The organism is Enterococcus sp. DIV1206, assembly GCF_051712485.1.
Taxonomy (GTDB): Bacteria; Bacillota; Bacilli; order Lactobacillales; family Enterococcaceae; genus Enterococcus; species Enterococcus faecalis.
In genome coordinates, this window is record NZ_JBIOOZ010000001.1 from 1,813,654 (window position 1) to 1,835,135 (window position 21,482).

The 21,482-nt window shown below is 37.9% G+C and carries 21 protein-coding genes and 3 tRNA genes; 4 read left to right on the forward strand and 20 right to left on the reverse strand.

The annotated features are described in order from the left end of the window. Positions 1-19 precede the first annotated feature (19 nt). Positions 20-631 carry a TetR/AcrR family transcriptional regulator gene (locus tag IGK86_RS08825; RefSeq protein ID WP_002357803.1) on the forward strand — a complete coding sequence of 204 codons (612 nt, stop codon included), beginning with the start codon at positions 20-22 and terminating at the stop codon, positions 629-631. Between the two features lie 55 nt (positions 632-686). Here IGK86_RS08825 and IGK86_RS08830 read toward each other — a convergent pair whose 3' ends face one another. From IGK86_RS08830 to IGK86_RS08865, 8 genes are all read right to left on the reverse strand, one after another. Further along, positions 687-866, reverse strand: coding sequence for a hypothetical protein (locus IGK86_RS08830; protein ID WP_002357804.1), 180 nt, complete (start codon positions 864-866; stop codon positions 687-689). Positions 867-1,020: 154 nt separating this feature from the next. Continuing rightward, positions 1,021-1,092, reverse strand: a tRNA-Gln gene (locus IGK86_RS08835). A gap of 9 nt (positions 1,093-1,101) precedes the next feature. After that, positions 1,102-1,182 (reverse strand) — tRNA-Tyr (locus IGK86_RS08840). Positions 1,183-1,278: 96 nt separating this feature from the next. Then, positions 1,279-1,512: a DUF2969 domain-containing protein gene (locus tag IGK86_RS08845; protein ID WP_002357806.1), complete on the reverse strand. Its 234-nt coding sequence runs from the start codon at positions 1,510-1,512 to the stop codon at positions 1,279-1,281. A gap of 146 nt (positions 1,513-1,658) precedes the next feature. Next, the gene (locus IGK86_RS08850; RefSeq protein ID WP_002365565.1) at positions 1,659-3,128 is read right to left on the reverse strand and encodes a flotillin family protein; all 1,470 of its coding nucleotides are present in this window, start codon (positions 3,126-3,128) and stop codon (positions 1,659-1,661) included. Between the two features lie 16 nt (positions 3,129-3,144). Then, positions 3,145-3,678: a hypothetical protein gene (locus IGK86_RS08855; RefSeq protein WP_002357809.1), complete on the reverse strand. Its 534-nt coding sequence runs from the start codon at positions 3,676-3,678 to the stop codon at positions 3,145-3,147. 182 nt (positions 3,679-3,860) lie between these two features. Then, positions 3,861-6,497 (reverse strand): FtsX-like permease family protein, encoded by a 2,637-nt coding sequence (locus IGK86_RS08860; RefSeq protein WP_033627760.1) that lies wholly within the window; start codon positions 6,495-6,497, stop codon positions 3,861-3,863. A 9-nt stretch (positions 6,498-6,506) separates the two neighbouring features. Then, positions 6,507-7,208, reverse strand: a complete 702-nt coding sequence (locus IGK86_RS08865) for an ABC transporter ATP-binding protein (protein WP_438742340.1) — start codon at positions 7,206-7,208, stop codon at positions 6,507-6,509. A 160-nt stretch (positions 7,209-7,368) separates the two neighbouring features. Between IGK86_RS08865 and IGK86_RS08870 the strand changes: the two genes are divergently transcribed. Beyond that, a complete protein-coding gene (locus tag IGK86_RS08870; protein ID WP_002363828.1) occupies positions 7,369-8,028 on the forward strand; it encodes a DNA/RNA non-specific endonuclease in 660 nt (219 codons plus the stop codon). 13 nt (positions 8,029-8,041) lie between these two features. Next, a complete protein-coding gene (locus tag IGK86_RS08875) occupies positions 8,042-8,428 on the forward strand; it encodes a hypothetical protein (protein WP_002357813.1) in 387 nt (128 codons plus the stop codon). 42 nt (positions 8,429-8,470) lie between these two features. Here the strand turns inward: IGK86_RS08875 and nagA are convergent, their stop codons facing one another. Together nagA and IGK86_RS08885 are read right to left on the reverse strand one after the other, a co-directional pair. Further along, positions 8,471-9,619, reverse strand: coding sequence for an N-acetylglucosamine-6-phosphate deacetylase (gene nagA, locus IGK86_RS08880; protein WP_002357814.1), 1,149 nt, complete (start codon positions 9,617-9,619; stop codon positions 8,471-8,473). A gap of 100 nt (positions 9,620-9,719) precedes the next feature. Next, the gene (locus tag IGK86_RS08885) at positions 9,720-10,547 is read right to left on the reverse strand and encodes a helix-turn-helix domain-containing protein (RefSeq protein ID WP_002381942.1); all 828 of its coding nucleotides are present in this window, start codon (positions 10,545-10,547) and stop codon (positions 9,720-9,722) included. A 177-nt stretch (positions 10,548-10,724) separates the two neighbouring features. On the opposite strand from IGK86_RS08885, the gene IGK86_RS08890 reads away from it, so the two are divergent. Beyond that, positions 10,725-10,901: a hypothetical protein gene (locus IGK86_RS08890; RefSeq protein ID WP_002357816.1), complete on the forward strand. Its 177-nt coding sequence runs from the start codon at positions 10,725-10,727 to the stop codon at positions 10,899-10,901. A gap of 65 nt (positions 10,902-10,966) precedes the next feature. Here the strand turns inward: IGK86_RS08890 and IGK86_RS08895 are convergent, their stop codons facing one another. The 10 genes from IGK86_RS08895 to hrcA all read right to left on the reverse strand — a co-directional run bounded on the left by IGK86_RS08895 (position 10,967) and on the right by hrcA (position 21,321). Continuing rightward, the gene (locus IGK86_RS08895) at positions 10,967-12,184 is read right to left on the reverse strand and encodes a pyridoxal phosphate-dependent aminotransferase (RefSeq protein ID WP_002357817.1); all 1,218 of its coding nucleotides are present in this window, start codon (positions 12,182-12,184) and stop codon (positions 10,967-10,969) included. Positions 12,185-12,430: 246 nt separating this feature from the next. Then, positions 12,431-12,514: transfer RNA gene (locus IGK86_RS08900), tRNA-Leu, on the reverse strand. Positions 12,515-12,582: 68 nt separating this feature from the next. After that, positions 12,583-13,044, reverse strand: coding sequence for a SprT family protein (locus tag IGK86_RS08905; protein WP_002365561.1), 462 nt, complete (start codon positions 13,042-13,044; stop codon positions 12,583-12,585). Positions 13,045-13,070: 26 nt separating this feature from the next. Continuing rightward, positions 13,071-15,263 (reverse strand): Tex family protein, encoded by a 2,193-nt coding sequence (locus IGK86_RS08910; protein WP_016617244.1) that lies wholly within the window; start codon positions 15,261-15,263, stop codon positions 13,071-13,073. 97 nt (positions 15,264-15,360) lie between these two features. Further along, the gene (locus IGK86_RS08915) at positions 15,361-16,095 is read right to left on the reverse strand and encodes a metallophosphoesterase family protein (protein WP_016617243.1); all 735 of its coding nucleotides are present in this window, start codon (positions 16,093-16,095) and stop codon (positions 15,361-15,363) included. 238 nt (positions 16,096-16,333) lie between these two features. Then, a complete protein-coding gene (gene dnaJ, locus IGK86_RS08920) occupies positions 16,334-17,503 on the reverse strand; it encodes a molecular chaperone DnaJ (protein WP_002357822.1) in 1,170 nt (389 codons plus the stop codon). Between the two features lie 54 nt (positions 17,504-17,557). Next, positions 17,558-17,680 carry a hypothetical protein gene (locus IGK86_RS08925; RefSeq protein ID WP_002357824.1) on the reverse strand — a complete coding sequence of 41 codons (123 nt, stop codon included), beginning with the start codon at positions 17,678-17,680 and terminating at the stop codon, positions 17,558-17,560. A 114-nt stretch (positions 17,681-17,794) separates the two neighbouring features. Then, positions 17,795-19,624 (reverse strand): molecular chaperone DnaK, encoded by a 1,830-nt coding sequence (gene dnaK / locus IGK86_RS08930; RefSeq protein WP_002357825.1) that lies wholly within the window; start codon positions 19,622-19,624, stop codon positions 17,795-17,797. 59 nt (positions 19,625-19,683) lie between these two features. Continuing rightward, positions 19,684-20,223, reverse strand: a complete 540-nt coding sequence (grpE, locus tag IGK86_RS08935; RefSeq protein ID WP_002357827.1) for a nucleotide exchange factor GrpE — start codon at positions 20,221-20,223, stop codon at positions 19,684-19,686. Positions 20,224-20,277: 54 nt separating this feature from the next. Further along, positions 20,278-21,321: a heat-inducible transcriptional repressor HrcA gene (gene hrcA / locus IGK86_RS08940; protein WP_002357828.1), complete on the reverse strand. Its 1,044-nt coding sequence runs from the start codon at positions 21,319-21,321 to the stop codon at positions 20,278-20,280. Between the last annotated feature and the right edge of the window lie 161 nt (positions 21,322-21,482).

Sequence of the window (21,482 nt, forward strand, 5' to 3'; positions counted from 1 at the left end):
ACTATCTCGAAAGGAATTTATGATGGCAAAGAAAACAGACCTTAGAGTACAACGAACCAGAAAAATGATTATTGAAGCTTTTTTTAAACTTGTAGAAACGAAAGGCTACGAAGCGGTGACGATTCAGGATATTGCTGATGAAGCTATGATTAATCGTGCGACTTTTTATGCTCATTTTAAAGACAAACAGCATTTATATGATGCAATCTTCACCTTTACGCTTAGTGCTTTTACCGCTATTCTTGATTCGCAACAACTGGTTAATGGCAACCGTGTCCGCGTGAAGCACATTGAAGAACTTCTGACGCAACTCTACATCAACATTCAAGAGAACAAATCTTTCTTCTTAACTATCATGGACAATAATTTCAACGAACACTTTCGAAAACGCTTAGCTGAAATTATCGAAGAAAAATATGCGACGATTTTTTCGCAGTTGCGTATTACCGAAAATGATATTGATGTACCGATAGATTTTGTTATTGAATACATGACCTCTATCTTCATCGGTACCCTTCATTGGTGGATTACTAGCGAGACGGATATGACACCCAACCACTTAGCCCAATTAGTTATCAAATTAGTTGGTAATGGGCATTTAACTGTCTTAGGCATCGAATTAGAAAAATAAAAACACCGGAGTAGACAATAATTTTGTCTGCTCCGGTGTTTCTGCTAAAGACGAGTTAGTTTTTTGAACGCCATTTGATATTGTGGGCTGTATTTCTTGAAGAAGTGACTTTAACACCACTTTTGATGTTGCCTTTTTTACGAGGAATTAAGTCAACTTTGACATCATACTTACCATCGCGTGCTAAATCGTAAACATTTTCAACCATTTCTGTAATTTTTTCTTTAAAGTTCATTCTTATCAACTCCAGACTATTCTTTCTTAATACTTTAGCATATTCTTATATAAATGAAAACTTTTCTAGCCTGTACATGAGGAAAATCTTACCTCATTTTTGTTATATAATTATACAAAAAAAGAACATCTCTCTATCAGAAATGTTCTGAAAACTGGGGTAGCTGGATTCGAACCAACGCATGACGGAGTCAAAGTCCGTTGCCTTACCGCTTGGCTATACCCCAAAAAGAAAATGGAGGAAAGTGGATTCGAACCACTGAACCCTAAGGAACGGATTTACAGTCCGTCGCGTTTAGCCACTTCGCTATTCCTCCAAAAAGTCATTGTCGCTGTAACGACCTGACTTAGTTATAATACAATCTTTTCCAGAAAAAAGCAACCCTTTTTTTAAAAAAATTGTTATTTATTTTTTATTCACTTAAATTCCATTGACGAATAATTGTTTCAAAGGCTTCGTCCAGATTTTTTGCTGTACCTTCTTGCTTGCCATCAATTTCAATGATGAATTTTTTATCATTTTGCGGAATGACACGACCGATTTCTTTTTTACCAATAAATAATTTGTTCATTAAAACATTTGCTCCATTGTATTGGGCTTTTTCTTCTTCAACACGTACTTCAATATCTTTATTCTTTTTTGACATCTCTATCCCTCCAAGAACTCTATGTTATCAGAATCTTTGAAACAAAACAAGCACCCGCTATTTCTCTGTCAGATTGTTCGTTTATCGTTTCAACGCAGCATTAAGGAGTAACGAAATGCGATTCGCTACTCCTTAAAGGCTGATTTCTATTCTTTTTCTGAACCTTCTGCTGCATGATAGTTCACGCTATTTGAGGTACCTTTTTTAGAAAAGTTTTCAATTAGCTCTTTCACGTCGAGGCCCGTTGTTTCTTTTAGTGTTTCTTGTGTACCAGCCAACAAGTTTGTTGCATAATTGGTAATACGGTTGGCGCCAGAATTTTCGCCACCTGCGCCTGTATCTACCACTGAAATCTTGTCGATGTTGCCCAGTGGTTGTGCTGCTTCTTTCATTAATTGTGGCAACATTTCCATCACCATACTTAACACAGCTGCTTCACCATATTCTTTGAAGGCATCAGCAATCTTTTGTTTGGCTTCGGCTTCCGCTGCACCACGAGCTAAAATAGCTTCGGCTTGCGCTTGACCTGTTAAACGCGTTTTGTTGGCTTCCGCTTCTGCTAATGCTTCAACTTTGAAGCGTTCTGCTTCAGCTTCTGCCACTTCGCGTGCTTTTTGAGCAAGAGCTTCTTGTTCGCGTGCATAACGATCTGCATCTGCTTTTTTCTTCACTTCTGAGTCGTATTGTTTTTCACGACGCGTAATTTCTTTTTCTTCTAACTCAATTTGTTTTTGACGTTCAACGACTTTGACTTCCATTTCTTGTTCCACCACGTGTTGTTGGGCACGGGCGCTTTCCAAGTTATAGGCTTGGTCTGCTTTGGCTTTGGCAATGTCTTGTTCTTGTTTGTATAACGCTAATTTCAATTCTTTTTCTTTTGAAGCTTCTGCAATTTCTGTTTGACGTTGCAATTCCGCTTGTTGTGATTCTTTTTCAGCTTCCGCTTTTTTGATGCGAGTTTCTTTCAAGGCTTCTGCTTCAGCAATATCTGCATCACGTTTAACTTGAGCGATTCTTGGTTTCCCTAATGAATCCAAGTATCCATTTTTATCACGAACTTCTTTAATTGTGAACGACACAATAACTAAGCCCATTTTAGCTAAGTCAACACTGGCAACTTCTTGTACACTTTGGCTAAATTTATCACGATTTTGGTAAATTTCTTCCACTGTCATTGAACCTAAAATCGAACGTAAATGTCCTTCTAATACTTCACGTGCTTCATTTTCTAATTCTTCCGTTGTTTTTCCTAAAAATTGTTCCGCTGCTGTCGCAATTTCTTCAACTGACGAACCAATTTTAATGATTGATGTCCCATCACACATCACAGGAACCCCTTGTTCTGTGTACACTTCTGGTGTAGAAACATCTAATTTACTTGAAAGCAAACTAATTCGATTTGAACGTTGGAACACTGGTAAGACAAACGCACCACCGCCACGAACGATTTTAATTTTGTTGCCACCTTCGTCTACATGAACATTTTTAGAGCCTAGATAGCTCCCGCTGATAATTAACGCTTCATCAGGTTTGGCTGTCTGATATTTAGAAACAAACACAATTAATAACATTAATAATACTAAAACTGCAATAATAATCGGTAACAAAATCCCCATTTTCTTCTCTCCTACTCTATATTTTTAGACTGCCTTCGTAAGGAATGACATAACAAACCCGTTCTTTCAATTCAATAATCAATACCTCACTACCTCTTGGCGCAGCCACTTCTTGTGGCACATAAAATGCTGCTGGTCGACTTAACGAACCTGTGACACTCTTCAATTGAATCTCGCCCATTCCCCGGACAGGAATTGGGGTAATCACAGTAGCAACACGACCCTCCATGTCTTTTTCCGAAATAGAAATTGTGGCCTCTGAATTTTTCAAAGGGACCAACACATAAAAATTTAGGAAGAAAACAATAATGGTTGAAAGAATACCACTGACAATTAAAATAAGCCAACTATTCACCGCTGTTAATTCTTCCCCAAGGTACCCAAACAGCGAGGTAAAAGCAATCCATGGAATAATCAGCATTGGGTCCACCGGTCCATCAAAATTAAAAACATCCCCAAAAATAATTAGTAAAAAAGCGAGGACCGCGCTCCCCACTAATGCATAAAAATAAACCGTTTCCAATGGTAGACCTTCTAACACTTTTCCCACACTCCTTTCTGTGCTATAACCTAGTAATAGTGTACCAATTTTTAAATAAAAAGAGTAGTAATTTCCAAATAAATCTCAAAAGATACATCTTAAGACCTATTTTTTCTTAATAAAAGAAGCAGCAATAAACGAGCAGTCCTAGAATTATCGAACTTCTACGGACTCCTCGTTTTTAAAATGTGCTATTCATTTGATTTTAACGCTTCAATCATATTGATTTTCTTCAATTTCCGATGCATAATGACCATCACAAACAACGTGAAACACATGGTGATAACTGCGGAATACAGATAACTTGGCCAATGAATAATTGGCGAAAACATAATTAAATCAACTTCAACGGTTGCTAAAATATACTGATGCAAAATTTTCCCAAAGAAGCAGCCAACAATAATACCAATGAACGTTAAAATAATGTTTTCACGGTAAACATAGGTGGTGACTTCACGATCGTAAAATCCTAAAACCTTAATCGTGGAAAGTTCTCGAATCCGTTCAGAAACATTAATGTTGGTTAAATTATATAACACAATTAACGCTAAAGAACCAGAAACAGCAATTAGTACCCAAATGACAATATCAAGGCTTTTCAGCATATCATCAAACGAACCTTTCATCGCAGTTAAAAACGTAATGTTCAACACTTTCGGCTGTTTTGTCAACGCCTCTCCGATTGAGGTTTCTTGTTTTGAGGATAGCTTTTTGTCAAAAAGTAGGAATTCTGTATTATACTCCGGCTTCTGTTTGGTCATCGTCTGGTAGAGTTTCGGCGTCATATAGACAAAATGACCCGTGTAGTTTTCTGCAATCGCGGCAATTTTCACGTGATAGGTTTGATTATCACTATTTTCTAAATTTAATTGATCTCCGACTTTATAGCCAAATAATTTAGCTAATTTTTCATTAATCATTACACCGTCATCGTTGAGGGAATATTTTTCTCCAGTGACTCGATCATTAAATAATTGAAACTCAGCCATTTTCGAAGGATCTTGTGGCACATAAAGAGTAATATTTTGAGTTGGTGCGCCTTTGCCCTTCGTTTTAAAGATTTCTGAATATAACGGAATTGTTTTATTCAAACCATCCAGTTTGCGCAATGTTTCTTGATACTCTTTTGTCTCTTCAGCTGTTGTTTGCTCTTTAAAAGTCACGACTGCTTGGTAATGCCAGATTTTATTAAATTGAATTGTAGCGACATCCACAATTGAATCGCGTAAACCAAAACCAACAATTAACAGCCCCATACAACCAGCTATTCCGATAACGGTCATCAGCATCCGTCGTTTATAGCGGAACAGATTTCTAGCGGTCACTTTTTGAATAAAGCTCATGCGTTGCCATAAAGGGCGGATTCGTTCTAGTAAAATCCGTTGACCTGCTTTCGGCGCTTTGGGTCTTAGCAAGGTAGCTGGGGTACTTAATAAATCGATTCTTAATGTCACTAAGGCCGCTCCCACAGTACAAGCTAAGGCTACAATGATGCCCCATAAACTGTAATTTAAGTACCACGGTGTAACTAAATCAGGAATATTGTACATTTGACCGTAGGCATCAAAAATTATTTTAGGGAATAGATAATAGCCAACTGCCAATCCTAATAATGCACCTGTTAGACTGGCAACCGTTGCATAGGTAATAAAAATCGAAGCAATTTCACGATTACGATAACCTAAAGCTTTCAAACTACCAATTTCCATTCTTTTTTCTTCCACCATACGTGTCATGGTAGTTAAGCTGACTAATGCCGCAATTAGGAAAAAGAACAACGGGAATAGCGTGGCTAAAGAAGAAATCCGATCAGCGTTATCTTGATATTCAGAAAATCCTGGATTGTCTTCCCTAGTAAAATAATAATACGTTGGGGCTTTCAAATTGGCTAGCTCTGTTTCTTTTTCAGCCAACAGTTGTTCCTGTTTAGCCAATTCGTCTTTTTGCTTTTCAAGCATCTCAGCTGGAATTCCTGGTTGTTGCTCCAACTGCGCAAGCGCTTGTTTTCCCGTTTCCAGCGCTTGCCGACCTTGGTTAATGTCCGGCTGAGCCGAATCACGCAGAGCCGCAACCTGTTCTTCTGGCCGATTTTTCAGTGCCTCTTTTACTTGATTTAAGGCCTGCTCTCTTTTCTTTTCATAATCAGAGGAATACGTATTTTGATGTTTTAATGAACGAAATGAGATTAGCAATTCTGGATACCGTTGACTGTCAAAAGCTTTTTCCGAAACCACGCCAAAAAAGTTTAACGTTCCAGACCCGACCGTTGTGGTTCCCCTGGATGTATTATCAATATATTCTGGTGAATTGATAAATCCAACAACAGTAAAATGAGTTTGCGTCAGTCCTTTTTCTTTAATCGCTGCATCGTTTAAAGTGATTTTATCACCCATTTTATAGTCATATCTAGTTTTCGCTAATGTATCTAATGCAATTTCATTTGTTTGTTTAGGTAACCGACCGTCAACTACTTGATAGTTAACCGATCCTGCTTGATTTTTTCGATAGCCAAACAATTTTACTGCATTATTTTGCGGCCCAATCGTGGCATCTATTGTATACCGCGGCACAACTGTTTCGACATCTTTTAAAGACTGTAGTGTTGTTAAATCTTTCTTTTCCAGTCCCATTGTAGAAATTATTCGCGCATCTGGAAGCTGCTCTTTCTGGTAATAATTATTCGCGGTTTTAATCATATCTGGTCCAGTAGCTTTCAAACCAACAAAGACCATTACACCAAGGAAAATAATCCCCATAATCGATAAAAATCGTGTAGTAGATTGTCTAATTTCACGTAAGCTTGTTTTAATTAGCGCTGTTTTCTTCATTTTAGGCACCTACCATTCAATTTCAGCAACCAATTTAGGCTGATCATTCACAGTCATTTCGCGAACTTTTGCATCATTAATTCGAATTACCCGATTGGCCATTTCTGCAATGGCTGAATTGTGGGTAATAATTAAGACGGTCGTTCCAGTTTCACGAGCAGTGTTTTGCAAAATGGTTAAAATTTGTTTCCCTGTTTCATAATCCAGTGCTCCTGTCGGTTCATCACATAAAAGTAACTTGGGCTTTTTAGCAATCGCACGGGCGATGGTTACTCGTTGTTGTTCACCACCAGAAAGTTGCGCTGGAAAATTATCTAAACGTTCCCCTAAACCCACCGATTGTAAAACATTGGTCGAATCCAACGCATCCGCAACGATTTGCGAAGCCAATTCGACATTTTCTTTTGCCGTTAAATTTGGGACTAAATTGTAAAATTGGAAAACAAACCCGACATCATTGCGTCGATAAGTGGTTAATTGTTTCTCTGAAAACTGAGCGATATCTGTGCCATCAATAATAATTTCCCCTTCATCACAGCTGTCCATTCCACCAAGAATATTTAAAACAGTTGATTTTCCAGCACCACTGGGGCCTAAAATAACCGCTACTTCTCCTTTTTCCACTTCAAAAGAAATGCCGTCATTCGCAGTAATAGTTGTCTCTCCCATTTGGTAACGCTTGTATTCATTTTTGACTTCAATATAGGCCATCCACTATCCCTTCCCTTCTACATTAAAATAGTAACATATCTGAGAATACAAGTCTTTCAAAGAAAAGCCTTTTTTGATTTTTTAGCAAATTTACGTATAATAGAAAAGATGGTCCACTTAAATTTGGACTATTGCAAGTATAAAATTAGAGGAGCACGTTATGGCAAACAGAAAGAAGAAACCACCATTTAATTCAACCATCATGCTGATTGGCGCATTAATCATTTTAATTTTAGGCGCGGTTGGCGTTAAAGTTCCTGATGCTTTACAAGATTTATTTAATGTTCAACCACAAACAACCACCCCTTCAAGCACACCAGCACCAAAAGGAGATAATCCTGGACCCATTGAAAATGGTAAAGCCACATTTTCAGCAGAGGAATTAAAGGATAGCTCAAACGGCTGGATTACTTATCATTCTCTAGATCGTCTAAAACGAGCGACAGGCGCTGATGCGCTATTAAAACCCGCCATGGTCAATACAGGAACTTCCGCTAATAAAGATATTCGACCAGCTGGTTTCATTTCAGGAAAAGCTAATCATTCGCGTGGCCACCTAATCGGCCGTCAAATGGGAGGCAGTGGTGATGATCCACGTAACTTAACCACCTTGTATCAGAATCCTGTCAACACTCCTTATATGACGAAATATGAAAATCAGATTCGGGCAGCTCTTGATCGCGGCGAAACCGTTCGCTATCGCGTGACACCTGTATATAACGGAAACGATTTGTTGGCTGAAAAAATCATCTTAGAAGCCAAAAGCCTTAAAACAAATTCACCCATTGATTTTTCAGTAACTATTTTAAACAAACAATAAGGAGGAACTTTCATTGGATTTTGAACAGCTAAAAGAAACATTACCCGATGCAAAACCACAAACATTTTTGCAAGCAATCCTCTCTCAACCTCAAGAAGAGGATGCTGAATTAACTTTCAGTGAAGAAATTGATGAACAGTTTGTCGAAAATTGTAAATTTTTAGCCTCTCCGGAAACCATTTCTGAAACAGATGTGGAACATTGGCGCGAACAAGAATTTTTAGTTGTCGCCCAAAGTTTAGATGGCGATTATCTAGCAGGCACTCTGGAGCAAACCTTTGTGATTCCTAGCTCCCTTTACAAAGAGGATATTGAGCAATTTGACAAGCAATTAATCGATTTTTTTATTGCCTACGAGAACAAAGAAATCACTTCTGCGATTTTACCAAAAGAATTATAAAAAAAGCTTGCGGATAAATTTCCGCAAGCTTTTTCTTGTGTCTTATGCTCGATAACGTTCAACGCCATCTAAATAAGTAGCTGCTAATTCCATGGTTGGTTCTAATACGATAAAGTCAGCATCACGACCATTTGCAATCATGCCGCATTGATCATCAATTTTACAGCTGATCGCAGGAACTAATGAAGCCATCATAATTGCTTGTGCAGGTGTTGCAATACCCCAATCAACTACATTTTTAATTGCTTCTTTTAGTTTTAAAATACTTCCTGCTAAGTTCCCAGTATCCAAACGAGCCGTTCCTTCTGCTACCACAACAGGAAATTCACCTAAATTGTAGTTGCCATCTGGCATACCGCCAGCCATCATGCAGTCTGTAATTAACGCAACGTGATCATGGCCCGCTTTTTCCATCAATACTTCAGCCGCTTGCGGATGTACATGGTGTCCATCACAAATTAATTCAGAGAAAACGTGTTGTAACGTTAACAATGCACCAACCATCCCTGGTTCACGGTGATTTAAGCCACGCATCCCATTATATGCATGAACAAAAACGCTAGCGCCTGCTTCAACTGCCACATCAGCTTCTTCTAAGGTCGCATTACTATGGCCTAAAGCAACAACGACACCTTCATCTGTAACGGTTTCAACAAATTCTTTCACACCATTACGTTCTGGTGCCAACGCAATTTTCTTAATAATTCCGCCTGAAGCTTCTTGCCATTCGTGGAATGTATCAAGGTCTGGATCTCCAAAATAACTTGGATTTTGTGCGCCTTTATGTTCTTCAGTAAAGAAAGGTCCTTCAAAGTAAATCCCTTGAATTTTTGCACCAGGTACTTCTTGGTAGACTTGACCAATCGTACGTGCAACGTCTGTTAAACGTTCTTTACTTGAAGTTAACGTTGTTGGTAAAAATGAAGTTACACCACAAGATAATAAGCCTTCAGACATCACTTTAATGCCTTCTGCATCGTTATCCATTACGTCATGATTCATGTAACCATGAATATGAGTATCCACTAAACCTGGGGCAATCCATTTGCCTTCCTCACGAATAATTTTTACGTCCCCTTGCGGTTCATCTTTTGTATAATTACCAAAGATACCATCCGTGATTTCTAAATAACCAGGTCCTTTAACATCGCTTTTTAAAAAGAACTTGTCTGCAAAGATAAATGTTTTCATCTTCATCCTTCTTTCTTTATTTTACTTACTTCAAAAGTACTCTTAATCAGTACAAAAGTCAAGAAATGGTGTAGACCTTTTAAGCAATTCTGAGGATTTTTTAAAGATTGCCACTTTCCACATTTTTCATTTGTTGCGCTAAGTTCAGATAACGTTCTGCTTCTTCGTGTTTATTCTTTCTCATTAAAACTAAATATTTTAGATTTAATAATTCACTTAAATAATAATAACTATTTTTTTTGCGGGCCCAAGTAATTCCTTGATCCACATAAATTTCGGCATCTTTTTCTGTATAATTTTTGAATAAGAAATCAGCATAATTAAAAAATATTTTCGTTAATTCTGCATTACTGCGTTCATTTGGCAATTGATTAAAATAATGAATACTCAAACTTAAAAATCGTTCTGCTTCTACTCGATTGCCCATGTAACCATAAGTGGCACCTAGACAACTAATTAATTGAATCTCTAAATCAGAAACATTTAACTTATCAGCTTTATAGGTGAAAGATAACCCTTTACGCAAGCTAGCAATAGCTTTTTCATAATCATTTAGAACAAACAATTCACAACTACCTAAATAATAATAATATTTTTGCCAGTCCGTATCTAAATACAATTGTTCTTCAATACGATTTTCCTTTAAATAATTTAATAATAATTGATATTTTTTATGGCGAAAATATTCAGCCATTTTTTCAAATGAATACGTAACAACGTGCACATCACCAGATTTATAACGCATAATCTGGTCAACCGTCACACCTAAACGATCACAAAGTTGTTGCATTACGAGGACATTCGGCAACTCTTCATTGTTTTCAATGCGGCTTAAAACACTTTGCGAACAGATGTCTTCTGATAACATTTTCTGTGTCAATTTTCTATTTTTTCTAATTTCTTTAATAACTGCACCTAAAGAATTCATCACAATAGCTCCTATTTATATCGGCCATTTTCCTTGCAAAATGGGGATTTTGTCAAAATATGCGAATTCGCATTATGCTTTTATTGTACTTTATTGCATAATATACTGCAAGAACATTATCTAAGGTTTTCTTAGAAAATAAATAGGTTCATTTTTATTAAAAAGGAGTGTTATTGTATGGCCGAAGAGAAAAAGGTTCACTTCATTTGGGAAAAAACAAATTATTCAGGCTTTGTGGAGAAGGAGTATGAAAATTCTTATCTCATCGTAGTAGCAAATCCTAGTCCTGATATGGAAGAAAAATATACCAACCGAATGATTATTAGTAAAAAAGCATGTGAAACCGCAGAATAGTATTGTTGATAAAACAAGAACTACCAAAAAATAGCTTCGTTAGAGGCTATTTTTTGGTAGTTCTTTTATTTTTGTTTGTAGGTACTTAAAAATTCACGCATTTTATCTGCTGTAGTTTTTAAGTCTTCCATCTTCGGTAAATAAACAATACGGAAGTGATCGGGTTGTTGCCAGTTGAAACCACCACCATGGACTAATAAAATATGATGTTTGTGTAAGAAATCTAAAACAAATTTTTCATCATCATAAATGTCAAATTTGGCCGTATCAATTTTCGGGAAAATATAGAAAGCTGCTTTAGGCTTCACGGCTGATAAACCAGGAATGTCATTTATCGCATTGTAAATAAATTCTCGTTGTTCGTAAATTCTGCCACCTGGTAAAAGTAAATCATCGACACTTTGATAGCCGCCTAATGCGGTTTGAATGATTTGTTGTGACAACACATTCGAACATAACCGCATGGAAGCAAGCATATTTAGCCCTTCGATATACCCTTTTACTCGTGATTTATCTCCACTTAACACCATCCAACCGCATCGGAAGCCTGCCACTCGATGTGATTTTGACAAACCATTCAATGTTACGACAAATAAATCAGGAGCTAATGTAGCAATCGGTACATGAACCAAACCGTCCATGACCAAACGATCATAAATTTCATCGGAGTAAATAATTAAATCATTTTGACGTGCCACTTCGACAATTTCTAGTAATAACTCTTTCGGATATAAAGCACCAGTCGGATTATTGGGATTGATAATAACGATTGCTTTTGTATTCGAAGTTATTTTTGATTTTATATCATCAATGTCTGGATACCATTCTGCTTGCTCATCACAAATATAATGAACGGGTGTACCGCCCGCCAAAGAAACAGAAGCAGTCCATAAAGGATAGTCTGGCATTGGCACAAGTACTTCATCGCCGTTATTTAACAAGCCTTGCATACACATGGTAATTAGTTCACTCACGCCATTACCAGTGTAAATATCATTAATCGTTACATTAGGAAATTTTTTTAATTGGCAATATTGTTCAATCGCTTTTCTTGCAGAAAAAATACCTTTTGAATCGGAATAACCTTCTGAATCGCGAACATTCACAATCATGTCGCGCACAATTTCATTTGGGGCATCAAAACCAAATGGCGCTGGATTCCCTGTATTTAATTTCAAAATACGTATGCCCTCTTCTTGCATGCGTTCTGCTTCTTCTAAAACAGGACCACGGACATCGTAACTTACGTTATTTAATTTATCAGATTTTTTAAAATTTCTCACACGGACTCCCTCGCTTCACAAATTTATACTCTAAAGTTACGCCAACTATAATGAAAAAGCAATAATAAATATCAGAATTTAATAAAAAATTGATGGTTTTTCCGTAATAAACAAGAGCGTGGGACAAAAATCACTTTGGATTTTTGCTCCACGCTCAAAAACTGATAAACGGCGGGAACAGAAGCAACTCCTTCTTATTTCTCGGAGTTAAACACTTCTGTCCCGACCTCTTGTTATACTAGTTGATGCAGATGATGGGACTCGAACCCACACGGACATCTGTCCACATGACCCTCAATCATGCTTGTCTGCCAATTCCAACACATCTGCATTTTAAGAGCACTTATTTATCCTAAAATAATTACTGGTCTTTGTCAAGATAACAAAGACCAGAATCGTTAGATTTGTTCTTTTTTCGCTTGCCAGGACAAACGCCCATGACATTTTCCGCAGACATATCGTGTCGTATCAATTCGTCGTTTTCTGAGGATGACTTCTCCACAAGACTGACATTGGTACTGATGGAAAACTGCTTTTTTCCGTTCTACTAGAGGCGGTGCATAACGGGCACCGCCAGTCTTAGCCAATAACTCTTTAAAGTCCTTATCTTTATGCTGATAGCCTTTGCCAGCTAAATGTAAATGATAGTGACATAACTCATGCTTAATGACTTTTTCCAGTTCCTCTTGTCCATACTTTAAAAAGACAGTTGGATTAAAATCCAGGTGATGCGAAGCTAAATGATAGCGACCGCCCGTAGTTTTTAACCGCCGATTAAATGTAGCTTGATGCAGAAAAGGTTTCTGAAAAAATACGATTGAAATTTTTTCCACTAGCGTTTGAAGTGCTTGATCTGTCATCAAGACTGGTTGAGACTCTTTCATTGTTACTCTTTTCTATCAGTCCGAGGCAACATGGTTAAACTAATTCGCCCCTTTTTCAAGTCAACATCTTCTACCCAAACTGTGACTACATCACCCACCGCAACAACATCCGTTGGGTGCTTAACAAATTTAGGACTTAACTTAGAAATGTGGACTAAGCCATCTTGCTTCACACCAATATCGACAAACGCACCAAAGTCAATTACGTTTCGAACAGTCCCTTGCATTTCCATTCCTGGTTTCAAATCTTCCATCGTCAACACGTCTTTACGTAAAAGTGGCGCTGACATCTCATCGCGCATATCACGACCTGGTTGGATTAAACTAGCAATAATATCTGTGAGTGTTTCTGAACCTACTTCTAACTCAGTAGCTAATTGATTCACTGGTAACTGTTTCAATTTTTCGATAGCTTCTGCTGTCCCTAATTCTTTAGAAGCAATCTCTGCTTTTTCTAAAATTGCTTGTGCTACTGGATAACTTTCTGGGTGAATGCCAGTGTTATCTAACACATTTTTGCCATTAGGAATTCGTAAAAAGCCAATTGCTTGTTCAAATGCTTTTGGTCCTAAACGAGGTACTTTTTTGACTTGATTTCGTGCTGTAAAGACACCATTTTCATCACGATAAGTGACTAAGTTTTGCGCCGTTGTTTTATTTAAGCCAGAAATATGTTGTAAAAGTTGAGCACTCGCTGTATTCACATCAACACCAACTTGGTTTACCGCAGTTTCTACAACAAAATCCAATTGCTCGGCAAGACGTTTTTGCGATACGTCATGCTGATATTGACCGACCCCGACTGCTTTGGGATCAATTTTTACTAATTCTGCCAACGGATCTTGTAAACGACGTGCAATGCTGACCGCACTTCGTTCTTCGACTTGTAAATCAGGAAACTCTTTACGAGCCACTTCACTCGCAGAGTAAACGGAAGCCCCTGCTTCATTAACAATCACGTAAAAGACGTCACGCTTCACCGCTTTTAATTGCTCTGCCACAAACAATTCAGATTCACGACTTGCCGTTCCGTTTCCAATAGCTACCATGTCCACTTGATAGTCTTCAATGATTTTTTTAAAGGCTGGACCAGCGGCTTCACGTTTCGCAGCAGTCGCTGGTTTATGTGGATAAATCACTTGAATTGCTAAAACTTTACCCGTTTCATCGACAACTGCTAATTTACAGCCTGTCCGATAAGCCGGGTCAAATCCTAGAACAACTTTTCCTTTAAGTGGTGACTGTAATAATAAATTACGTAAATTTTCACCGAAAATTGCAATCGCTTGTTCATCAGCTTTTTCTGTTAATTCATTGCGAATCTCCCGTTCAATCGCTGGTCCAATAAATCGTTTATAGCTATCTAAATAAGCAGCCTCAATGTATGGAGCAGCAAAACTTGTTGCTTGTTTGCCGATTAGTTGACGTTGGAAATAATCATTAATTTTTGTTTCATCAGCGACAAGGGAAACCTTTAAAATGTCTTCTTTTTCACCACGATTCGTTGCTAAGACACGGTGCGGCACCATTTTGCTAACTGGTTCTGCAAAATCGTAATACATTTCATAGGTCCGCTTTTCGTCTTTTTCTTCGTCCTTAACTACGCTAACATATTGCGCATGCTTAACCATATAATCACGTAACCATGTTCGGTATTTTGGTTCATCGCTAATACGTTCTGCTAAAATTTCATGAGCACCTTGCAAGGCTATCTCGGCGGTTGCAACTTCTTTTTCTTCATTAATAAAAGTAGCCGCTTTGGCTAAGATATCCGCGTTTTCAGGTAAAGAGAGCAACCAATCTGCTAATGGTTCCAACCCTTTTTCTTTCGCGATAGTCGCTTTAGTCCGACGTTTTTGTTTATATGGTCGATATAAATCTTCCACTTGTTGCATTTTTACTGCTTTTTGAATATCTGTTTTGAGTTCTTTTGTTAGTTTTCCTTGCTCTTCAATTAAACGGAGAACTTCTTCTTTCCGCTTTTTCAAGTTTTGTAAATAATGATAACGTTCTTCTATTTCACGGATTTGGACTTCATCTAAACTTCCAGTCATTTCTTTCCGGTAACGGGCAATAAAAGGAACTGTATTTCCTTCATTTAATAAAGTTAAAACCGTTGTTATTTGTTTTGAACGATACGTCGTCAATTCTTTTTGAAGTAGCGCTACTACTTCTTCGTTATAAGCTTCTGCCATTAACTAGATACCTCTTTTCTTATGCATACTTATCTATTTTAGCATATTTTTGCTTCTAAATATAGAAGTGAGGTAACTGATTCATACGATTAAGGAATCAAAATTCTGGTTGCCACGCAGGGGTGCGTTTTTGATATTCGATATCTTGGACAATGCCTTTTTCATTAAAAATCACACCATGCACTGAGCCGCCAAAAATAGCACCACCATCTATCCCAATTTTTCCATCACTTTGCCAAAGGTCCGTGGTCTGCATATCACCATGTAACATCGGAGTAATGGTATGACCAAAAACAATGGTCTTGCCTGTATTATTTTTCCCTTGATGAAAGGGTTCGCGAATCCACAAAAAATCCTTAGGTGCTGTTTGCCGCCAATCTTCCATCGTTAAATCAACCCCAGCATGCACAAATAAGTAATGCTGCCATTCAAAATAAAGTGGTCGTTTTGTTAAAAAATCAATTAACTCTGGATAGCGACTACGGATCATTAAGGCCATTTCTGTTGGTGAGTATTCTGCAGTAGCTCCTGGATGCAAGAGGCTTTCAATTGTTTCCTTGCCACCATTGCGAACATATCCTGCAAACCAGTCCTCTGGATTTTGAAGAAACTGCAAAAAATATTCTTCATGATTGCCTCGTAAATAAACAGCGCCGTGTTGCTCGACAAGTTCTTTTCCTTTGAGAAAACAGGCTTTAGAATGTGGACCACGGTCGTTTAAATCACCAATTAAAACTAGCTGATGATCAACTGGGTCATAGTCTGTGAGTAAGGCATCAAACAAATCTGCTTGTCCATGAATATCACTGATTACATAAACATATGGTTTCATAAATAAGCCCTCCTAACTTGCTTATATTAAGTATACGCTAAATTTTAAAATATTCTCGTAAAATGTTTGGAAATAAGAAACGAAAATAGGACATAAGTCAAAACGACTTATGTCCCACTCTCTAAATCTTAAAATAATCAGTTGAACAAAAGCAGCACCTGCAATTACTCGTTGCAATTTAGCCTTCGAGAGTGATGAACACTTGGAGCTAACTGCTTTTGTCTCTGACTCGTTTGGTTTATTTTTTCTTCTTACCGCCAAACGCATCTTTCATTTTATCAAAGAAGCCTTCTTCTTGTTGTTCAGTTACATTTTGTCCGCCAGCTTTTGCAAAAGCTCGTAGGGCATCCTTTTGTTCTTCATTAAGATTTTTTGGTGTTATTAATTTCACTTTCACGTGTTGATCACCATTGCCCCCACCACGTAAACGTGGCGCACCTTTGCCTCTTAAGCGGAAGTTTGTGCCAGTTTGTGTTCCAGCCGGAATTTTTAATTTCACGTCACCATGAACAGTTGGTACAGTTACTTCGTCCCCTAGAGCCGCTTGGACAAAACTTACTGGTAAATCATAGTAGATTTCTGCGCCATCTCGATCGAAAATATCACTATCTTCAACACGAAAGACTACATATAAATCACCATATGGTCCACCATTAGTACCCGCTTCTCCTTGGTTAGCTAAACGCATTTGTTGACCGTCTTCTACTCCAGCAGGCACATTTACTTTGACAGTATGTGCTTTTTTCTCATGACCTGTGCCATGACAAGTTGGACATGGTTCTTTAATTTCTTTCCCTGTGCCATGACACACATCACAAGTTTGACGACTCATCATACGACCTAATGGCGTTTGACGTTCAACATTGATTGTTCCAGAGCCATGACATTTATGACAAGTTTCTGGGTGTGTGCCTGGTTTGGCGCCATTACCGCCACAGGTTGCACAAGTATCTTCTCGATTGTACTTAATCTCTTTTTCGACACCGAAAATTGCTTCTTCAAATTTCAATTGAATTGTATATTGTAAATCGGCGCCTTGTCTTGGTGCATTTGGATCAACAGAACGGCCACCGCCGCCACCAAAGAATGAATCGAAAATATCTTCGAATCCACCAAAACCACTACTGCTAAATCCGCCGCCACCGAAACCGCCAAAGCCACCAGCGCCGCCACCGTAATTAGGATCAGTTCCTGCATGGCCATATTGGTCATAGGCCGCTTTTTTCTGTGGATCACTTAATACTTCATACGCTTCAGAAACTTCTTTAAATTTTTCTTCCGCATCGGCTTCTTTGTTAATATCTGGATGGTACTTTTTGGAAAGTTTGCGGTATGCTTTTTTAATTTCATCATCTGAAGCACCTTTTGCTAATCCTAGCACTTCATAATAATCTCGTTTCGTCGCCATTGACTTCCCTCCAACTTTCTTCAAACTTTACAATGTGTTTAGAACCAGCCAAATTCATCGATTGCTTTCGGTCTCTCTGGTTGGATTATCTGTCACACCTTGAATCAGTGTTACTAGCTGTGAATAGGTATTTTCAGCTTGTTTAACATCGTTGTAATCATACCACAGTTCTTTCAAAACCTAAATAGTTTCTTGCTAACTTGATTGTGGTTGATTTTCTCACAAAAGACAAGGGACTGGGACATTAGTCATTGTACTAATGATCCAGTCCCTAAAATCAATTGTTATTGATTATTTGTCATCACCATTTACTTCTTCAAAATCAGCATCAACAACATCATCAGCGCCACCTTGAGCAGCTTCAGGATTTTCTTGTGCTTGTTGTTGCGCAGCTTGTTCGTAAAGTTTTACTGTTAAGTTTTGGACGATTTCATTCAATGAATCACGTTTTGCTTTCATTTGTTCGATATCGTTTGCTTCGATGGCTGCTTTTAATTCATCACGCGCATCTTCTGCTTTTTTCACTTCTTCAGCGTCTACTTTGCCTTCTAATTCTTTCAATGTTTTATCAACAGTGAATAATAAAGCATCTGCATCGTTACGTAAGTCAACTTCTTCTTTACGTTGTTTATCTGCTTCAGCGTTTGCTTCAGCATCTTTCACCATACGTTCGATTTCATCATCAGATAAACCTGAAGAAGATTTAATCGTGATTGTTTGTTCTTTTTGAGTGCCTAAGTCTTTCGCACGAACATTTACAATCCCGTTTTTATCAATGTCAAAGCTTACTTCAATTTGTGGCACACCACGAGGAGCCGCAGGAATATCTGTTAATTGGAAACGACCTAATGTTTTATTATCAGCGGCCATTGGACGTTCACCTTGTAAAACGTGAATATCAACAGCTGGTTGATTGTCAGCAGCAGTTGAGAAGACTTGTGATTTACTTGTTGGAATCGTAGTGTTACGATCAATTAATTTTGTAAATACGCCACCCATAGTTTCAATCCCTAATGACAACGGTGTTACGTCTAATAAGACAACGTCTTTAACATCACCAGTGATTACGCCACCTTGGATTGCAGCACCCATTGCTACTACTTCGTCAGGGTTAACTGATTTGTTTGGTTCTTTGTTTGTTTCTTTGCGAACAGCTTCAACTACAGCTGGAATACGTGTTGAACCACCAACTAGGATAACTTCGTCGATTTCAGAAGGATTTAATCCAGCATCTTTCAAGGCTTGACGTACTGGTACTTTTGTACGTTCAACTAAATCACTTGTTAATTCATCAAATTTTGCACGAGTTAAGTTCATTTCTAAGTGCAATGGTCCTGCTTCGCCAGCAGTAATAAATGGCAAGCTGATTTGTGTGCTTGTTACACCTGATAAGTCTTTTTTCGCTTTTTCAGCAGCATCTTTCAAACGTTGTAATGCCATTTTATCGTTAGCTAAGTCAATGCCATTTTCTTTTTTAAATTCTGCAACCATGTAGTCAATGATTTTATTATCAAAGTCATCCCCACCTAGGTTGTTATCACCGGCTGTTGATAATACATCGAAAACGCCATCGCCTAATTCAAGGATTGACACGTCGAATGTACCACCACCAAGGTCAAAGACAAGAATTTTTTCATCTTTGTCTGTTTTATCTAAGCCATAAGCTAAAGCTGCTGCTGTTGGTTCGTTAACGATCCGTTCTACTTCTAAACCAGCAATTTTACCAGCATCTTTTGTTGCTTGACGTTGCGCATCGTTGAAATATGCAGGAACTGTAATAACTGCTTTTTCAACTTTTTCACCTAAATAGTCTTCAGCAAAACCTTTTAAATATTGTAAGATCATTGCAGAAACTTCTTGTGGTGTATATGATTTTCCTTCAACATCAACTTTGTAGCCAGCTTCACCCATGTGACGTTTAATAGATGAAATCGTGTTAGGATTTGTAACAGCTTGACGTTTTGCTACTTCGCCCACTTGAATTTCGCCGTTTTTGAATGAAACGACCGAAGGAGTTGTGCGGTTACCTTCTGGGTTTGCAATAATTTTTGCTTCGCCGCCTTCTAGTACTGCGACAGCTGAGTTTGTTGTTCCTAAGTCAATACCAATAATTTTACTCATAGTGAATATCTCCAATCTGTATTAGTTTTCTATAATAATATATTTTTAATTAACGTTTGTTATTGTGCAACAATGACCATGGATGGTCGTAACACACGATCTTGTAATTTGTACCCTTTTTGTAGAACTTCAACAATGGTATCTGCTGGGGTTTCTTCAGAAGCAGGGACTGTTTGAACGGCTTGATGTAAATTTGGATCAAAGGTTTCACCCATTGCTGGGATTTCTTCAATTCCTTCTTCTTTTAAAGCCACAGTAATACTTTCTAGCACCATCGAAATACCTTTTTTCAAGCTTTCGCCTTGTTCATCTGATACTTCAATAGCCATTGCTCGTTCTAAATTATCAATAGATGGTAAAATCTTTTTACCTAAATCTTGTGAGCGGTAACGAACTAATAATTCTCGTTCGTTTTTATTTCGATTGCTCATATTAGCAATTTCGGCTCTTGCCCGCAAGAACTTGTCTTCCATTTCGGAAAGCTCTGCTTTAAGATTTTCAATCTCTGTTGCTTCAACTTCTACTTCAGAAACGCCAGCAGCATCAACAGCTTCCATTTCTTCTTGTAATTCTTCTTGCTTCTCTTCTTTTTTACTCACTTCAGCAACTTCCTTTCTCTTTATGCATCTACTTCTTATCCTAACAAGGTTTGCTTAATTACCTAAAAAACGGTAATAGTCACCTAGTTGTGAAGCTAGCTCATGTCGAAACGTGTCTACCAAACCGAATATTTTTGAATACGGCATACTGGTTGGTCCTAGCAGGGCAATTGTTCCTTTGCCATGTCCTGATACTTCATACGTAGCAGTGATCATGCTCATATCTTCTAAGAGATTGTTGCCAATTTCTGAGCCGATACGAAAAACAATTGGATTTTCTGTTGTTGCAGAACCATTTAATAAATGCGTCAGCTCATCAGAATTTTGCATAAAGGAATAGACAGATTTCAATTGTTCAATATCTTGTTTGATGCCAAAATCTAACAAATTCATGCGACCACCGACAAAGACTTTTTCTTCAAAGGCATGTCCTAACATCTCATCGAATAAGTTCATCATTCCTTCTGGCGTTTGGAAATAGCGATGTAAAATCATCGGAATCTCCGTCCGCAAACGATGATAAACGGTCAACAAAGGTTGTCCAACCAACTTATCATTGATGATTTGTGTCATTTTTTCAAGATCTTGGCTAGAAACAGCGGCAGGAATGGCAAATACTTGGTTTTCAACATTGCCTTTATCTGTCACTATAATAGCAAGGACTTGCCGATCATTCAAAGGAACCATTCGAAAGCCGGTTAATTTCCGTTCTTTCACTTCAGGTCCTAATGAAAAAGCAGTATAACTTGTCAATTCTGATAGAATTTCAGCTGATTGTCGAATAATATCATTAATCTCATGAAATTCTTTTCCAAAAGATTGACGGATTCTTCTAAGTTCGTTCTCTTCTACTTGTGTTGGCTGTAAAAGATGATCCACGTAGTAACGATAACCAGCCATTGAGGGGATTCGCCCTGAAGAAGAATGGGTCTTAGCTAATAAGCCGTATTCTTCTAATGCTTTCATATCATTACGAATTGTAGCAGAACTAGAGGCAATGCCATCCTCCATCAATTTCTTAGAACCGACAGGTAAGCCCGTGTTCGTGTAATTTTGGATGATAAGTCTCAAGATATTTTGTTGTCTTTCTGTAATCATCGTTATTACCACCCTTCATTAGCACTCTTAACATCTAAGTGCTAACTACATATACTAATATAACAAGTCCTTACCTTTTTGTCAAGGGAAATACGCAACTTTTTAGCACTCTTCACACAAGAGTGCTAATCGCTGCAAATCACCTTAAAAAACCATCAATA

Coding starts and splice junctions, on each gene's coding strand:
- IGK86_RS08825 (WP_002357803.1), top strand. CDS start 20: ATGATGGCAAAGAAAACAGACCTTAGAGTACAACGAACCAGAAAAATG.
- IGK86_RS08830 (WP_002357804.1), bottom strand. CDS start 866: ATGAACTTTAAAGAAAAAATTACAGAAATGGTTGAAAATGTTTACGAT.
- IGK86_RS08845 (WP_002357806.1), bottom strand. CDS start 1,512: ATGTCAAAAAAGAATAAAGATATTGAAGTACGTGTTGAAGAAGAAAAA.
- IGK86_RS08850 (WP_002365565.1), bottom strand. CDS start 3,128: ATGGGGATTTTGTTACCGATTATTATTGCAGTTTTAGTATTATTAATG.
- IGK86_RS08860 (WP_033627760.1), bottom strand. CDS start 6,497: ATGAAGAAAACAGCGCTAATTAAAACAAGCTTACGTGAAATTAGACAA.
- IGK86_RS08865 (WP_438742340.1), bottom strand. CDS start 7,208: ATGGCCTATATTGAAGTCAAAAATGAATACAAGCGTTACCAAATGGGA.
- IGK86_RS08870 (WP_002363828.1), top strand. CDS start 7,369: ATGGCAAACAGAAAGAAGAAACCACCATTTAATTCAACCATCATGCTG.
- nagA (WP_002357814.1), bottom strand. CDS start 9,619: ATGAAAACATTTATCTTTGCAGACAAGTTCTTTTTAAAAAGCGATGTT.
- IGK86_RS08885 (WP_002381942.1), bottom strand. CDS start 10,547: ATGAATTCTTTAGGTGCAGTTATTAAAGAAATTAGAAAAAATAGAAAA.
- IGK86_RS08890 (WP_002357816.1), top strand. CDS start 10,725: ATGGCCGAAGAGAAAAAGGTTCACTTCATTTGGGAAAAAACAAATTAT.
- IGK86_RS08905 (WP_002365561.1), bottom strand. CDS start 13,044: ATGACAGATCAAGCACTTCAAACGCTAGTGGAAAAAATTTCAATCGTA.
- IGK86_RS08910 (WP_016617244.1), bottom strand. CDS start 15,263: ATGGCAGAAGCTTATAACGAAGAAGTAGTAGCGCTACTTCAAAAAGAA.
- IGK86_RS08915 (WP_016617243.1), bottom strand. CDS start 16,095: ATGAAACCATATGTTTATGTAATCAGTGATATTCATGGACAAGCAGAT.
- dnaJ (WP_002357822.1), bottom strand. CDS start 17,503: ATGGCGACGAAACGAGATTATTATGAAGTGCTAGGATTAGCAAAAGGT.
- dnaK (WP_002357825.1), bottom strand. CDS start 19,624: ATGAGTAAAATTATTGGTATTGACTTAGGAACAACAAACTCAGCTGTC.
- hrcA (WP_002357828.1), bottom strand. CDS start 21,321: ATGATTACAGAAAGACAACAAAATATCTTGAGACTTATCATCCAAAAT.